Origin of the sequence: Treponema bryantii (assembly GCF_900111035.1) — a bacterium.
Lineage (GTDB): Bacteria > Spirochaetota > Spirochaetia > Treponematales > Treponemataceae > Treponema_D > Treponema_D bryantii_C.
In genome coordinates this window covers 131,995-146,045 of the sequence record NZ_FOFU01000001.1, presented here as the reverse complement: position 1 = coordinate 146,045, position 14,051 = coordinate 131,995, and the positions used below count along the sequence as shown (strand labels likewise).

Below are 14,051 nucleotides of genomic sequence, written 5' to 3'. Positions count from 1 at the left end.
ATCTAATAATTCATAAGTTTAAAGACATCTGAAATTAGTAAATCTGTATTATCAAGTTGTATTTTTAAGAGCTTTATATATTCCTCGATAAATCGATTCATTGTATCCCTCTTGAATAAATCTGAACGGTAATTTAATTGTAGAACTGCACCATCGCTACGTGCGAAGAATGATAAGACAATACCATAGGAATCATCAGTATGATTTATCGGAGTAATTTTACAAATCTGATTTCCCAAACGTATATCAGAAATCATCTTATTCTGATATACAAAGGCTATATCAGTTATTTCATTCCATTTGTAGCCAAGCTCGGAAAGCAAATCATATATTTTTACATCTTGATGTTTTAAAATATCTTTTGTTTCATTTAGTTCCTGATTCAAGAAATCCTTTAATGTTTCATTCTGATTAACAATTAATCTCATAAAAAGACTAGAAAGATACAAACCTATATTTCTAAAATTCTTCATATTTCTTGAAGAAACATTTGTTTGAACATATACAACATTCTGTCTTGTCATCATTGCAATCAACAGATGAAAAGCCGCACCTGTGAAATTATTTGGAGTAACCCCATTTAATTTGGCAGCCTCTTTAATTTTATTCATAAACTGATCATCTATATTATAAAAAATATTTTCTGCAGGACCAATATCTGGACGATTTACATTTTCAAAATCATATTTAACTACAGTCTTATTTAAGTTTTTTGGAAAATATGATTTATAAAATTCAGCGTTTACTTTATAAAGTTCATCGGGAACAATCAAATCTTCTGTTCTGGATATTCTTGATTTTACGTCCTTTCCTATGTAAAAATCATTTAATTCATGAAAAAAAATTCCCAATCCAAATCCATCAATGAAAGAATGATTAAAATCTGCATATACTGTATTTTCAAAAACGGCAAATCGTAATGGAGAATCTTTTTCTATATCAAAAGGTTTAGAAAAATTTCCTTTATAAGGCTCACTTAGACGTTTTATTTTTACAGGAGTGTATTTTCTTACAATCTGAAAAAGAACATCGTTCTCTATAACATAATTACTTCGTAAACTTTCATGACGTTCTACAATTCTATTTATTGCATATTCCAGCTTGTCAATGTCTAAATTTTCGCATGAAAAAATTATTGGCAAATTATCCCCAGTTGTATCAGGATTTTTTATCGACATTTCAACATGCAACTTAAATTTTTGTTCACCCTTAAATTTTTTTTCAATTTCTGACATTTTTAAATCTCCCTAATATTTTATGCATCAATTTCTTTTGCAAGATTATGTACAATAAAATCACGGCGTTCCGGAGTATTGTTACCCATATAGAACTTAAGAACCTGAGGAACATTCTTAAGAGACTGTATTGTAACCTGAGTCAAATGCATTCCCTTGTCTTCACTTTCACCTTCTTTACGAGGGAAAATAAACTGGCCGAACTCACTAGGGTTAATTTCACCAAGTCCCTTGAATCGGGTTACCTCGGCAGATTTTCCCATTTTGGCAAGTTCTTTATCACGGCTCTCTTCACTGTAACAATAAACGGTTTTTGTTTTATTTCGAACGCGGAAAAGCGGAGTTTCCAAAATATAAACATGTCCTGTCAAAACAAGTTCTTCAAAGAAAAGCAGCAGATAAGTCATAACAAGATTTCTGATATGGAAACCGTCGTTATCGGCATCGGTTGCGATGATGATTTTATCGTAACGGAGACCTTCAATATCTTTCTGAACACCAAGACTGAAGGTAAGGTTTTTCAATTCCTCATTTTCAAAGAGCGCAGATTTCTTACGGCCATACATATTTTCCGGCTTACCGCGTAGAGAGAAAATTGCCTGATAAGAAACATCGCGGCTGCCGACCATTGAACCAGTCGCAGAATCTCCCTCAGTAATGAAAATCATAGAGTTAGCGCCCTTCTCTCCATCCTGAAGATGATAACGACAATCCTTAAGTTTCTGAATCTTGAGCATAACAGATTTCTCTGCTTCACGAATCTGCTTTTCTGTTACGCTGTTGATTTCATTACGGGCCTTTTGATTTTTGATGATTTTTTCTTCGAGAGCACCGGCAACATCAGGATTGTGACGGAGCCAGTCATCAACGGCAGCCTGAACTTCCTTGATAATTGGAGCCCGGATTTCTACGTTTCCAAGTTTATTTTTTGTCTGGCTTGTGAACATAGGATTATCGAGTCCAATTTTGAGAGCACAGATAAGTCCACCACAGACATCCTTTTCATCATATTCTTTTTTGAAAAATGAGTTTACACCTTTTGTAACACCATCGAGGAAAGAAGTAACATGAGTACCACCGTCTTCTGTACTCTGACCATTTACGAAAGAATAAACAAATTTATCGAGAGAGTTTGTATGTGTAAGAACAAACTCTAAGTTTTCACCTTTGTAACTGAAGATTTTATAGAGAGCTTTACCCTCACCGTCCATCTCGTTTACAAGAAGATCCTGAATACCATTCTGACTGATATATTCCTGACCATTACATTTGAGCAGGAGTCCAGGATTAAGATAAGCGTAATTCCAGAGTCTCTTTTCTACATACTCCATATTGAAGTTGTATTTTCCAAAAAGTTCTGTATCCGGTTCAAACTCAAGGTAAGTTCCGTTTGGAACACCAGGCTTTGCAGCGCCTGTTTTACCGCTGATTTTTTCACCCTTCTGGAATTCAACTACAGCCATTTTTCCATCACGAATTGAAGCTGCACGGAAGTAAGAAGAAAGCGCATTTGTTGCTTTGATTCCGACACCATTCATACCGATGGCCTGTTTGAATACGTTGTTGTTATATTTTGCACCTGTGTTTACGTTAGAAACACAGTCTTCAAGTTTTCCAAGTGGAATACCGCGTCCGTAGTCTCGGATTTTTACACGGCCGTCTTTAATTTCAATATCAATCTTTTTACCGAAGCCCTGTGAGAACTCGTCGACAGAGTTATCGATTCCTTCCTTAAGAAGAATGTAGATACCGTCATTTTCGTTTGAACCATCACCGAGGGAACCGATATACATACCTGGTCTGAGGCGGATATGCTCAAGACCTTCAAGGTGTTGAATTGAGTCTTCGTCATATACAGCTGGTGAAGCAGGAGCTTTTGCTGTCTTTGATTTAGCTGCGGCAGCAGTAGTCTTTGCAGGAGCTGATGTTGTTGTTTTTGCAGCAACGGTCGTCTTTGCAGCAGAAGCCTTTGTTGCTGATGCAGACTTTACAGCCGTTATCGTTTTGGATGGAGTTTTCTTTACTGCAGCAGTAGAAGTTGCTTTTGCAGTTGCTGTTGTTTTTTTGGCAGATGCTGAAGCAGTCTTAGCAGAGGTCTTTGTGGCTGTCGTCTTCGCAGTTGTTTTAGCCGAAGTTTTTGCAGCAGTTGTTTTTGAGGTTGTTTTTGCAACAGATTTTGTAGTTGTTGTTTTCTTAGAAGTTGAAGATTTTTTAGCAGCAGCTTCTTCTGCAGCTTGCATTGCGGCAATACGTGCCGAAAGTCCAGTCTTTTTCTCTGACATTTTGATCCCACCCAAAAATGTTATTATTAAATTTTATTATGAGAATGGACTAAAGTCAAGTGGTATACGGTGATTAACCAAGGCTAATCACCGTATAAAAAACTATTTGTCGAAAGTGATTACACCACGATAGAGTTCAACATCTTTGCCTAATTGACGACACAATTCTTTTTTAGCATTGTCGTAATTATCAAGATGCTGGAATCCAACTACTCTTAAAGCATAATCCAAATCATATTCGAAAGTTCCTATATAAAGATAAACTGCATCATCTGGAACATTAATTGTTACTCCACCCGGAAGTTCATATCGGAACCAGGTATTAACTTTTCCATATATACCTGCAGTAAAGTTATTAAGATGTACAGTTCCTTTCTTTGAAGGCTTCAATTCAGTATAGAAATAACCTTCCAGATATGGGAGTCCAGCGTCCATAAGTTTTTCAGAAAAATCTGGCTGGAACCAGTTATCCATAAAACTTCCAACCTGTAAGTTTTTCTTAGCTGTAAAAGCTTCTTTTCTAGCTTCCAAATCTATCGGATGTTTATATTTAAGCTGACCGACTACGAGAACTCTACCTTTTTTAGGCTCTACAGGCTTTGAAGCATCTGCTGCGAAGGCAGAGCCTACACACAAAATCATTACCAGAAATAATGCAGTAATTTTATTGTTCATTTTTAAGTTCCTCCATGCGGTCAAGAATAGCAAGCTCCCATTCAGAGCCAGACTTCTTAAAATATTTATAAAGCATCTTAAGAGCGCTCAATTCATCTTTAGCCTTATAACCGGTAGTACTATAATATAAAAGGCCTGGTTTATTACAAACTAAATCAACACCTGCAATACCATAATAGGTTGTGGTTATTGTATTTCCACTCTGTGATGTTTTACTGAAAAGCTTCAATTCTGAACCAACAGGGAGTGGCTCAATGAAAGTTACATTACTCTGGATTTCGATCAGCAGAATACGTGTAGACTCTGTTCGTCTGTTTATATTATAGAATTTATAACCAAATTCAGGCTTCTGTTGTAAAAAGTCATTCCAGTCTTCACAATAACCAAATACAAGAGTTCCTTCTTTTGGACTAAGCCAGTCACCATTTGCACATGCTTTCTTAATCTTAGAAGAAGAAAGCCCTTTTGTACTCACACATCCTGTTAAGAAAAGGATTGCGACACCCAGAATCAATGAAAAACAAAGTTTTTTCTTCATATTTTTTACTCCTATTTATTAGCGCTCAAAAAATTTAACGCCTGCATAAATTGCAAAGTTTCCAGTAGAATATTTGATATTGTCATCATATCCCGATGTTCTTTTAAAATATGTATTAGCCATATATTTTGCACCAAGGAATGGAGAAAATCCAAAATCCGTACAATAAGCAAATTCGATTCCTCCACCAATTCCATAGAAGAAAGGAGCTAAATTATATTGTGAGCTTCCTGATTTGTATATCATACCGGCCTGTCCTTCTACAAGAGGCATAATTATAACTCTGTCAATTTTTAATGGAAGTTGAAGACCAGCCACAAGACCTAAATCATAAATGCTGTTTTTATCAGATTCTGGATATAGATTATATTCTTTCTCCATTGTAAGAGTATCCTTCATTACTGTAAAACCAACCGATACAAAATTGAATCTGTACTTGAAATCAAACATAAAACTATTTGAACTCTCAGTAATATTTCTGAAGTATCCACCGGATACAGACATAAAATATGGCTCTTCAATCGAAAAGATTGAATCTGATTGATTTCGGGCTTTTTCTTTGTTTGAAAGTTTTTTATCTTTTGTTACACCTTCAAAATCCGAAAGTCTCCAGCTTCCCTGATCTTCAATCCAGAATGATTCAAATGTAGAATCACCGCGATTGAATATAACCTTTTTACCGGTTGCTTCATCTGAAGTTTCTTTTAAATCAATTCTCTCTGAATCTGAATGAATCTTTGACCATACCACATATGCAAGTGAACAGCGGAGTCCAATAAGAGGATTACTTTCAAAAACATATGAAACATAAGAACGAACGTCAGTTGGAGCCTTTGCAAGAACATCTTTCAATGCTTTTTCTCCATAAGAAGAAACCATTGAATTTGAAATGTATGGCATAAGGGAAGTAAATTCATCGTTTTCCGAGCAGGCTTTTATGAAGGCAACAGAATGTTCATCAAAAGTAACAGTTTTCTTCTGGATAATTTTTGATTTTACAGTCTTCTCTACTGCAGCTGCAGGAATTGAAAAGTTTGTATTCTGGCGAGCAGCTGCAGACCAGGTATTTACACCGCAAACCTTATAACCTGCTTTGCTTGAAGAATCCTTTATAAGTAGAGGACCACCAGAGTTTCCACCATCAATCTGTGCTGTATGCTGAATTACTGAAGAAATCTCTGGATCAATAAGTTCTTTGATTCTTGCAGACGAATTGGATACAACACCTTTTCCAAGCTGCCAGCTAGGCTTTCCGGCAAGTCCCGGGAAACCGGCAGAAAAAACATCATCACCATCATTAATCTTTGCAGAAGTAAACTGGAGTCCAGGTCTCTTAAAAGTTGATGGTAAAGAAATAAGTGCTATATCAATATCATCATCAGAGAAGACAACCTTCATCTCCTTAAATTCAGAAACTGAGCCATCCTCATTTTCAAAAGAAAGATTTACTGTTTCATAATTTCCGGCAACATGTCTGTTTGTTACAACATAAGGTGTACCGTCAGAAGCATACCATATAAATCCAGAACCAAAAGTTCCCTCGAGAAAAGACCCGATATATTTTGAATAATAAGTATAACCATTACGTTCCAACGAATCCTTTAAGTCTGTAAGGAAGGTCTTATTTTCACTGGAAAGATTACCATGGACAACACACACATATTCACGAATTGATTGTGCCCATACCGAACAGGAAAGTATTGCCATTGCTGCAAGGCAAAAAAGTTTTCGTTTCAGATTCTTCATCTGTTTAAGTCTCCTTTTTAAATAAAAATACACTTTTATAAATACCTGTGTCAACATAGAGTTATCTGATTGATTTCATTTAAGATCCGCTTTTTATCTGTAGTCCAGTCTGGTGCAAGCAGCAGTTTTTTCGGAGGATCGCCTGTGAGACGGTGAACTACGCAGTTTTGTGGAATGAGTAGCAGAGCTTTTTTCAGAAGTTCGAAGTACAGTTCTTTTGATAACGGTTCATACTCACCGAATTCGAACATTTGCGCAAGAGGAGTGTTTTTAAGGACGTAGAGGCTGGTGATTTTTATACCGAAAGGAGATGCTGAAACATATTCAGCATGGCGTGTATTTTCATTTGTCTGTACGACGAACTTCACGGAGTTCAGCATATCTTCTTCTGATTCACCGGGCAGTCCGAATATCAGGTGTGTTACTATGTGAATCTGCGGCGATGCCTCGTGAATCCACGCCACAGCATCTGTATAATCCTGATTTGTGTAACAGCGGTTTATGAGCTGGCCGGTCTGTTCGTTACTTGTCTGAAGCCCCAGTTCAATCTGAACAAAATGATTCTTTGAGATGTCGGCGAGTCCCAGAAGGATCTGCTCATTAAGACAATCCGGTCGGGTTGCAACGGCAAGCCCTGCTACACCTTCACATGACAAAGCTTCACGGTATTTTCCAAGCAGCACTTCAGCATCGCCATAGGTCGAAGAGAAATTCTGAAAGTATGCAATATATTTTCCTTGTCTCCCCCCACTCCGTCCGCGGAGCTTTGCTTCAACAAGAGTGCGGCCCTGTTCCAGCTGCTCACGGATTGAAAGATTTCTCGACGCAGCAAAATCACCGCTTCCATTTTCTGAGCAGAAAATACAGCCGCCTCTGCCCTTAGTACAGTCCCGGTTCGGACAGGTACAGCCTGCATCCAGAGAAATCTTATAAGTTTTGCAGCCGAAGATTGATTCGTAAAAGCTAGAAAGAGTCTGCATAAATCTAATTATATTGAAAGATTTATATAATAAATAGATGCTGGCCCCTGTTCCATATGGCCCTAGTTTATGACGGAAATCCGGCAACTCGGCCTTTTATTCCGGCAAGTTGCGAAAAAGCCCCTTCTTTTCTGTATTTTTCTATTATATATTCTGCCTCGGAGGTTGTTATGAAAAGCAACAAAACTTTTAAGTATGTAATGTATGTTACTCTGGTTCACAGTCTGACTTATTTTCTCTGCGGTGTAATTTTTTCAAATTTACTGCGCTACGACTATTGGTGGCAGCAACCAGGCGTCAGTGATTACTTTAGAGATTATGGTGGAACGGCAAATGCTCTCGGACCTTTTGTACAGATTATAAGAGGGCTTTTATTTGCCTTTATTCTTCTTCCATTCAGGGAATTTTTCAAAGCAAAGAAAAACGGCTGGCTTTTTCTCTGGCTTTTGTTTGTAGGAATTGGAATTATCGGACCTATGTCTTCAGCACCTTCTTCAATCGAAGGCGTTATCTATTCTAAGCTGCCGCTTGCCTTTCATTTTATCGGTCTGCCAGAAGTAATGACTCAGACTCTGCTTTTCAGCGTTTTGGTATGCAAATACATCAATCAGTCTGAAGACAAGAAATCGATTTTGCAAAACACAGTTCTAATGGCGATAATTCTTGCTGTCGGAGTGTTTTTTGTCTATACAATTGTTTCAATCATTTTTGCATTAATTCAAAAGGTTGAAATAAACACAGAACACACAGACATCAAAAACATGCTGCAATTCTATCTGCCGATGATTCTTACTTTTGTGCTGTCATTGATTTCAAAGCCAAAGCTGATTTTCAGAACACTTATTTTTTATGCCGGCTCTGTGCTGATTTTTGCTCTTTATCAGGGGCTTGTGCTGGAAGACATGAATCTGATTTATGATTTTGCAGCGCCGATACTGCCGGCTATGCTCTTTTATTGGGTTGGTTTGATGCGGGAAAAATCTTACCTGAAATCTGAAAAGTCTGATACAATAGAAACATGAAAATAACTATTCAGACAGATGCTTCTGTTCAGGAAACTACACTGAACATTACCTGCAGGGAAATAACTCCTGAACTGGAGCGTCTTATTGAAGCTTTACGCGTTACAGATAAAAAGCTTTCTGTAAAGGTCAACGGCGAAATTCATCTGATTGATTTAAAAGCAATCTTATATGTGGAAACTGTTGAGCGCTGCACCTTTATTTATACAGAGGATGGAGTTTTTGAAACTTCACTTCGATTGTATGAGCTAGAAGCTATGCTTGCAGAACATAATTTTTTCCGCATCAATAAGTCTACCCTTTTGAATCTGAATAAAATAGAAAGTCTTAAATCTGATATTGACCGCAAAATTCGTGTAAGACTCAAAAATGGATATCAGCTGATAATTTCGCGCGCTTATTCTGAAGAGTTTAAATCAAAGATAGGAGTTCGTTAATATGAAAAAACGCCTGGTATCATTTATAGAAAGCTTATTAAAAATCTTTGCCGTAATTATTTTGATGTTTGCAATTGCGACAGTACTTATAGGAAAAGAAGCAGAATCATTTCCAAATCTTTTTATGACTGAAAATAAAGGAATTGCAATAACAACTTTCTTTCAGCTTTTTGCATTTTCTTTTTTTATATGTGTATTGAGACTTGTTTTTTTCACAGATGTATTTCTTAAAAAAACAAATCTGATACTCAGGAATATATTCTTTTTTGTTTTGACCATCGTAGTTTTTGTGATTATTGCATTAATCTGCCATTGGATTCCAGACAGACTTCTTATCTGGATTCTTGTTCTCGCATCTTACTCGCTGAGCACTGTAATAAGCATTCTGATTACACATTTCTTTACTAAAAAAGAAGATGAAAAACTCAATGATGCGCTGGCGAAGATTCAGGAAAGAAGTAAAGAATAAGCTTTGATTATGGAAGTCCTTAAAAATGTCGGGGTACCGCGGTAGACTAAACTAACACAAAGTTTTTAGCGCGGCAAGATTATTCAAAATATTATGGAAGATTTCAAAGCTCTTTGGTGTAAGAGAAGCAAGGTTGTCGCCCGGAGTGTGAAGGAGCTGCCAGGTCTGAGGTTGCTGGCCCTGAGTGGCGGCATTGACTTCCAGCGAAGGCAGCATTGTGATGGCCACGGCTGGAATACCATTTGCGATAAAGCTAGCGTTGTCGGAATAGTTACAGGGCAGACAAAACCAGCGGCCATTTGCCGAGGTCTGCAGGAAAGTTGCGGCGCGCTGCTCGAGAGCGCTGAATTCTTTTACAAAACTGGCAGGTATCTTAGGCGGAAGAATTGTCTGAGTGAGAATCGGAACGTCGCCGCGTCCCATGCAGTCGAATACGAAGATGTCGTCGTTCGTGATGCCGAGGCGGCGGAACACTTGAGCTAGGGGGAAGGCGCCTTGTTCTGCGACGCCGCCCGCCGCACCAAGTTCTTCGCCGTCGGTGAAAATAAGGCGGATGTTGTGGAATAAAGGTTGCGCAAGTCTCGCAAGTTTTATTGCCCACTCCAACAGACAGAAAACTGCCGCCGAATTATCATTTGCCCCGGGGCTACCAGGAAATCTGTCATAATGAGCAATTACCGTTTTTATACGAAACATTGAGTTATACTGATTCTGGGGAAATTTTACATAGATATGATTTTTTCCTTCCATCTGTAAAACAGGAGCTTCAAGTCCTGCCCTATTCAGATAATTCTGAATAAAAGCAGCCCTGTCGCAATCAGCTGCAATAAAATCATTAAACTCAGAAGGAATTGTATACATATTTGTATATTACCTTTTATTTGGCTTTTTTGTCAGATACATAACATAAGTATCATTAAAAATAATTTTGTTTCCATGTGCTAATACTGCCTTGTGCAAACCTTCAAAAAACTTTGTCTTGTAAGGTTCTGCAATTACCATGTGGTCGCAGTGGGTACCGCTAAAGGCAACGTATTCGTCGGCAGTCATTTCACGTTTGCCGTAAAAGTCCCGTTCTTCAAAATCTACATAGCCGTAGTTTGTGGCGTTCTGGTAATGAAAGCCTCTTTGCTGATAGGGAGTTTCCGGTTTAAAGTATGCATCATATATTTTCTGGATATCATCATGAAGAGACGGATTTGTACTCTTATATTCAGACTTTGTAAGCAGCATTGCAAGGGTGCCGCCGGGAGCAAGCAGCTCATAAGTTTTTGAAAAGGCAATGTCTTCGGGAATCCACTGAATTGTTGCGGCAGAATAAATGAGGTCAAACTTTTTCCCTTCAAAATCATGCGTAATAAAATCATCATTTACAATATGAAAATTAGGTCGGTTACCGAATTTTTCCTTCATCTTTGCATAAAGATGTTCTCCCAACTCAATTGCATTGTAGTCGCAGCCAGTGTCCAAAATCGGCTCTGTTGCCTGCCCGGTACCAGGTCCTATTTCCAGCACTTTTTTCCCAGGCCCAATTTTTGTAAAATCAATCAGACTGTCAAAAAGCTCCTTACTGTAGCGTGGTCTGAACTTATCAAACTGCTCCGGGATTGTGTCAAAAATTTTCCTGAATTCCATTTTTTAATTCTCCTTTTATCTTTCATTTACTATAACAAAAAGGTGCTGTTATTTCGAGGGCTTATCTAAACACTTAGTCTCCAGCTATTTCACCAGTGAACTTTCCACCGCTCACGCAGAACTTCCAGTGATTCCAGGTGAGCGGAAATTATTTTTTTTGAGGCTTTCCTTTTTCTTTTTCCCTTAATTGGGCCAGCTTCTTTTCAAAAAGCTCTTCATCAACAGGAAGTTCTGCCCAGTCATCTGTCCAGGTGGAAAGATAAGCTGCATTAGAAATTGAAAGTGAATTTAAGCCTTCTTCCCCTCGGGCAATCAGCTCTGAACCAGTAAGAATTGATTTTGCAAAAGCTTCCAGAACTTCCGGGTGCCCTTCTGGTGCAGGCTCAGAAAACTCTTGATATTTTGAAGCCGGACAAATAAAACCTTCTCTGGCTGAAAAACAGAATTCTCTTTCGGCCTCATCAAGCTTCCACCATTTAAGTTTTCCATCTTCTATTATAATCTTGCCTCTGTCACCTGAAATCTCAAGGCGATTTGTACCAGGTGCTTCACCAGTTGTTGTAATAAAACTTGCTCTAGCTCCGTTTTCGTATTCAGCAAAAATTGTAACATCATCTTCAACATCAATTTTATGGTATTTTCCAAAATCACAGAAAGCCCTGACCCTTTTTGGCATTCCAAAAATCCACTGCCAGAGATCAAGATTGTGAGGTGCCTGATTCAAAAGTACACCTCCACCCTCTCCATCCCAAGTCGCCCGCCAGCTGCCAGAATCATAATAAGCCTGAGTACGATACCAGTTTGTAATAATCCATACCAAGCGTTTCGGCTTTCCTAACTGCCCGCTTTGTACTATTTCCCTGGCCCTTGCATAAAGAGGATTGGTTCTTTGATTAAACATAATTCCAAATTTAACACCGGTCTTTACTGCGGCTTCATTCATTTCCCGAACCTGACGGGCATAAACACCTGCAGGTTTTTCTGTAAGAACATTGACTTTATGTTCAAAGGCCTTAATTGCCATAAGAGGATGCAGATAATGCGGAACTGCAATCAAAACTGAATCTACAAGCCCGCTTTCAAGCATTTTGTCTGCATCTGTAAAGGCTGCAACTTCTCCAAGAGTTTCAAGGCGTTGTGGATTTATATCACAAACTGCAGTAACTTCAACGCTCGGACATTTTCCAGCTTCCACATTTCTAAAATGCCCGCTTCCCATATTACCCATTCCGATAATTCCTAGTTTGATTTTTTCCATTTTCATCCTCCTATATTAATTCCTTCAATGCATTAACTGCAGCATCAAAAGCAGCTCGTGATGAAGGATAGCTGTATTCCTGCATTTGTGTTTTTTGTCCGCTCTCCAGATTTTCAAAACCAGAAAAAACTTTTAGATGTGGTTCTATTGTTAAAACTTGTCCCTTGTAATGATTTATAATATATGGAAGATTTCCTTCTCCCTTACCTGCCGGAACAACCGAACCATCAGCCTTTGCATCTTTTATATGCATGTATTCAACATAAGGAGCAAGAAGTCCCCAGGCTTCCTTTGTATCTTGCCCGCATTGAATAAAATTTGCGGGGTCAAAAATCGCTTTTAGTTCAGGAAGTGCCTTATGAATCTCCAGACAGCGAGAAGCGATATCTCCATAAATTCCTTTTTCATTTTCATGACAAAGCATTATTCCGCTGCCCCTTGCCGCATTCAGAAAGGCCTGCAGATTTTGAATTACCTTGTCAAAATATTTTTGAGGCTCTTCTGTAGTTCCGTAAAAACTAAAAAGACGGAGCTTTTTAGCACCAAGAATTTTTCCAATTTCCAGAATATGCTTAAACTTATCAAGATGAGAAGCAAAATCATCATTTATATCTATTTTTCCAAAGGGCGAGCCCAGCGACCAGACTCCAAGTCCAGCATCATCAAGCTTTATGCGAACTTCATTTGCCTTATCCTTTGAAATATCTGCGATATTCTGACCATCCACTCCCCGAATCTCCAGAAGCGAAACAGAATTTTCTTTCATCGCCAATATCTGACCGTCAATACTTGAATCTGCTTCATCTGCAAATGCAGCAAGTTTAAATTTCATATACAGCTCCTTTTCCTTGCGATATAATTATCCTAACACGACTTATTTTACATTAACATTGCTAATAAAAGCGTTTTATATTGTATTTTCAAGCATATTGAATTATTCTGATTTTATGCTGAACGAATATGACAATCATAACATTTATATCCGCCATGCCATTGATGAAAAGCCAAGGCTTGTAAATGATGACATGCACATTCACAGCCGCTGCGAGATTTACTTTTTTATTTCCGGCAGGGTTGATTATCTGGTAGAAGGTTCTCGTTATCCGCTAAAGCCAGATTCTCTTTTAATTATGCGTCCCTCTGAACTTCACATTGCAAGAATTGTAAACGAAGAACGCTATGAACGTTTTGCAATCAACTTTCCCCTGGATTTTATGAAAGAAGCAGATCCAGACATGCATTTAGCCAGAGCTTTTCTGGATCGTGAACTTGGAAAAGATAATCTTTTTACAGAAGAGCAGCTGGATGTAAAGCTTGTCCGAACTCTTTTTACTAATATGGTGAATGCAAAAAATGATTACGATCGCTATCTTGCCTTAAAAACAAACCTTCCTCTTCTTTTATATATGATAAATCAGGCATTTGTAGACAGAAAACAATCAGAAAAAAATTCACCAGGGTTTGCAGAAAAAGTTGTACCTTACATCAATCAGCATCTTTTTGAAGAAATAACAATTCCTGATCTTTCGGAGCATTTTAATTACAGTACTTCTCAATTCACCCGACTTTTCAAAAAAAATGTAGGCTCAGCTCCCTGGGACTATATTTTAAGAAAACGCCTGACAGCTGCAAGAAGTCTTTTGCATAAAGGTATTTCAACTCAGCAGGCAAGTGAGGAATGTGGCTTTTCAGATTATTCATCCTTCTACCGCTCTTATGTAAAATATTTTAATGAAGCTCCCGGGAAAAGCCGGAATAAAAAATAAAAGTAGCA

Annotated in this window: 14 protein-coding genes; 4 read left to right on the top strand and 10 right to left on the bottom strand. The window is 38.0% G+C overall.

Translation table 11 applies throughout. The annotated features are described in order from the left end of the window. Window positions 1-2 precede the first annotated feature (2 nt). The 6 genes from BMY21_RS00710 to mnmL form a co-directional block, all read right to left on the bottom strand. Complete coding sequence (locus BMY21_RS00710; protein ID WP_074639967.1) at window positions 3-1,235, bottom strand: condensation domain-containing protein; 1,233 nt, start codon at window positions 1,233-1,235, stop codon at window positions 3-5. 20 nt (window positions 1,236-1,255) lie between these two features. Next, window positions 1,256-3,517 carry a toprim domain-containing protein gene (locus tag BMY21_RS00705; RefSeq protein ID WP_256210220.1) on the bottom strand — a complete coding sequence of 754 codons (2,262 nt, stop codon included), beginning with the start codon at window positions 3,515-3,517 and terminating at the stop codon, window positions 1,256-1,258. A 102-nt stretch (window positions 3,518-3,619) separates the two neighbouring features. Beyond that, on the bottom strand, window positions 3,620-4,192 hold the full coding sequence (locus tag BMY21_RS00700) for a hypothetical protein (protein ID WP_074639963.1): 573 nt from the start codon (window positions 4,190-4,192) through the stop codon (window positions 3,620-3,622). Continuing rightward, window positions 4,182-4,730 carry a hypothetical protein gene (locus BMY21_RS00695; RefSeq protein WP_074639961.1) on the bottom strand — a complete coding sequence of 183 codons (549 nt, stop codon included), beginning with the start codon at window positions 4,728-4,730 and terminating at the stop codon, window positions 4,182-4,184. Before BMY21_RS00695 ends, BMY21_RS00700 begins: the two co-directional genes overlap by 11 nt. An 18-nt stretch (window positions 4,731-4,748) precedes the next feature. Continuing rightward, entirely contained in the window at window positions 4,749-6,476 is a 1,728-nt protein-coding gene (locus BMY21_RS00690) for a S1C family serine protease (protein ID WP_074639959.1), read from the bottom strand. 50 nt (window positions 6,477-6,526) lie between these two features. Further along, a complete protein-coding gene (gene mnmL, locus BMY21_RS00685; protein WP_074639957.1) occupies window positions 6,527-7,456 on the bottom strand; it encodes a tRNA modification radical SAM protein MnmL/YtqA in 930 nt (309 codons plus the stop codon). A 170-nt stretch (window positions 7,457-7,626) separates the two neighbouring features. Between mnmL and BMY21_RS00680 the strand changes: the two genes are divergently transcribed. The 3 genes from BMY21_RS00680 to BMY21_RS00670 are packed head-to-tail and all read left to right on the top strand — an operon-like array spanning window position 7,627 to window position 9,384. After that, window positions 7,627-8,478, top strand: a complete 852-nt coding sequence (locus BMY21_RS00680; RefSeq protein WP_143064133.1) for a hypothetical protein — start codon at window positions 7,627-7,629, stop codon at window positions 8,476-8,478. Beyond that, on the top strand, window positions 8,475-8,915 hold the full coding sequence (locus BMY21_RS00675) for a LytTR family DNA-binding domain-containing protein (protein WP_074639954.1): 441 nt from the start codon (window positions 8,475-8,477) through the stop codon (window positions 8,913-8,915). Before BMY21_RS00680 ends, BMY21_RS00675 begins: the two co-directional genes overlap by 4 nt. A 1-nt stretch (window position 8,916) precedes the next feature. Next, entirely contained in the window at window positions 8,917-9,384 is a 468-nt protein-coding gene (locus tag BMY21_RS00670) for a hypothetical protein (RefSeq protein WP_074639952.1), read from the top strand. A gap of 51 nt (window positions 9,385-9,435) precedes the next feature. Here BMY21_RS00670 and BMY21_RS00665 read toward each other — a convergent pair whose 3' ends face one another. The 4 genes from BMY21_RS00665 to BMY21_RS00650 form a co-directional block, all read right to left on the bottom strand. Then, complete coding sequence (locus BMY21_RS00665; RefSeq protein ID WP_074639950.1) at window positions 9,436-10,245, bottom strand: M28 family peptidase; 810 nt, start codon at window positions 10,243-10,245, stop codon at window positions 9,436-9,438. Between the two features lie 9 nt (window positions 10,246-10,254). Next, entirely contained in the window at window positions 10,255-11,019 is a 765-nt protein-coding gene (locus BMY21_RS00660; RefSeq protein WP_074639948.1) for a class I SAM-dependent methyltransferase, read from the bottom strand. Window positions 11,020-11,167: 148 nt separating this feature from the next. Continuing rightward, window positions 11,168-12,277, bottom strand: coding sequence for a Gfo/Idh/MocA family protein (locus BMY21_RS00655; protein WP_074639946.1), 1,110 nt, complete (start codon window positions 12,275-12,277; stop codon window positions 11,168-11,170). A 10-nt stretch (window positions 12,278-12,287) separates the two neighbouring features. Next, on the bottom strand, window positions 12,288-13,109 hold the full coding sequence (locus BMY21_RS00650; RefSeq protein WP_074639944.1) for a sugar phosphate isomerase/epimerase family protein: 822 nt from the start codon (window positions 13,107-13,109) through the stop codon (window positions 12,288-12,290). Window positions 13,110-13,224: 115 nt separating this feature from the next. Between BMY21_RS00650 and BMY21_RS00645 the strand changes: the two genes are divergently transcribed. After that, window positions 13,225-14,043 (top strand): AraC family transcriptional regulator, encoded by an 819-nt coding sequence (locus tag BMY21_RS00645; RefSeq protein WP_074639942.1) that lies wholly within the window; start codon window positions 13,225-13,227, stop codon window positions 14,041-14,043. Window positions 14,044-14,051 lie beyond the last annotated feature (8 nt).

What these genes read in the sequence shown, in the direction of transcription:
- BMY21_RS00710 (WP_074639967.1), bottom strand. Translation starts at nt 1,235, where the DNA reads ATGTCAGAAATTGAAAAAAAATTTAAGGGTGAACAAAAATTTAAGTTG.
- BMY21_RS00705 (WP_256210220.1), bottom strand. Translation starts at nt 3,517, where the DNA reads ATGTCAGAGAAAAAGACTGGACTTTCGGCACGTATTGCCGCAATGCAA.
- BMY21_RS00700 (WP_074639963.1), bottom strand. Translation starts at nt 4,192, where the DNA reads ATGAACAATAAAATTACTGCATTATTTCTGGTAATGATTTTGTGTGTA.
- BMY21_RS00695 (WP_074639961.1), bottom strand. Translation starts at nt 4,730, where the DNA reads ATGAAGAAAAAACTTTGTTTTTCATTGATTCTGGGTGTCGCAATCCTT.
- BMY21_RS00690 (WP_074639959.1), bottom strand. Translation starts at nt 6,476, where the DNA reads ATGAAGAATCTGAAACGAAAACTTTTTTGCCTTGCAGCAATGGCAATA.
- mnmL (WP_074639957.1), bottom strand. Translation starts at nt 7,456, where the DNA reads ATGCAGACTCTTTCTAGCTTTTACGAATCAATCTTCGGCTGCAAAACT.
- BMY21_RS00680 (WP_143064133.1), top strand. Translation starts at nt 7,627, where the DNA reads ATGAAAAGCAACAAAACTTTTAAGTATGTAATGTATGTTACTCTGGTT.
- BMY21_RS00675 (WP_074639954.1), top strand. Translation starts at nt 8,475, where the DNA reads ATGAAAATAACTATTCAGACAGATGCTTCTGTTCAGGAAACTACACTG.
- BMY21_RS00670 (WP_074639952.1), top strand. Translation starts at nt 8,917, where the DNA reads ATGAAAAAACGCCTGGTATCATTTATAGAAAGCTTATTAAAAATCTTT.
- BMY21_RS00665 (WP_074639950.1), bottom strand. Translation starts at nt 10,245, where the DNA reads ATGTATACAATTCCTTCTGAGTTTAATGATTTTATTGCAGCTGATTGC.
- BMY21_RS00660 (WP_074639948.1), bottom strand. Translation starts at nt 11,019, where the DNA reads ATGGAATTCAGGAAAATTTTTGACACAATCCCGGAGCAGTTTGATAAG.
- BMY21_RS00655 (WP_074639946.1), bottom strand. Translation starts at nt 12,277, where the DNA reads ATGGAAAAAATCAAACTAGGAATTATCGGAATGGGTAATATGGGAAGC.
- BMY21_RS00650 (WP_074639944.1), bottom strand. Translation starts at nt 13,109, where the DNA reads ATGAAATTTAAACTTGCTGCATTTGCAGATGAAGCAGATTCAAGTATT.
- BMY21_RS00645 (WP_074639942.1), top strand. Translation starts at nt 13,225, where the DNA reads ATGCTGAACGAATATGACAATCATAACATTTATATCCGCCATGCCATT.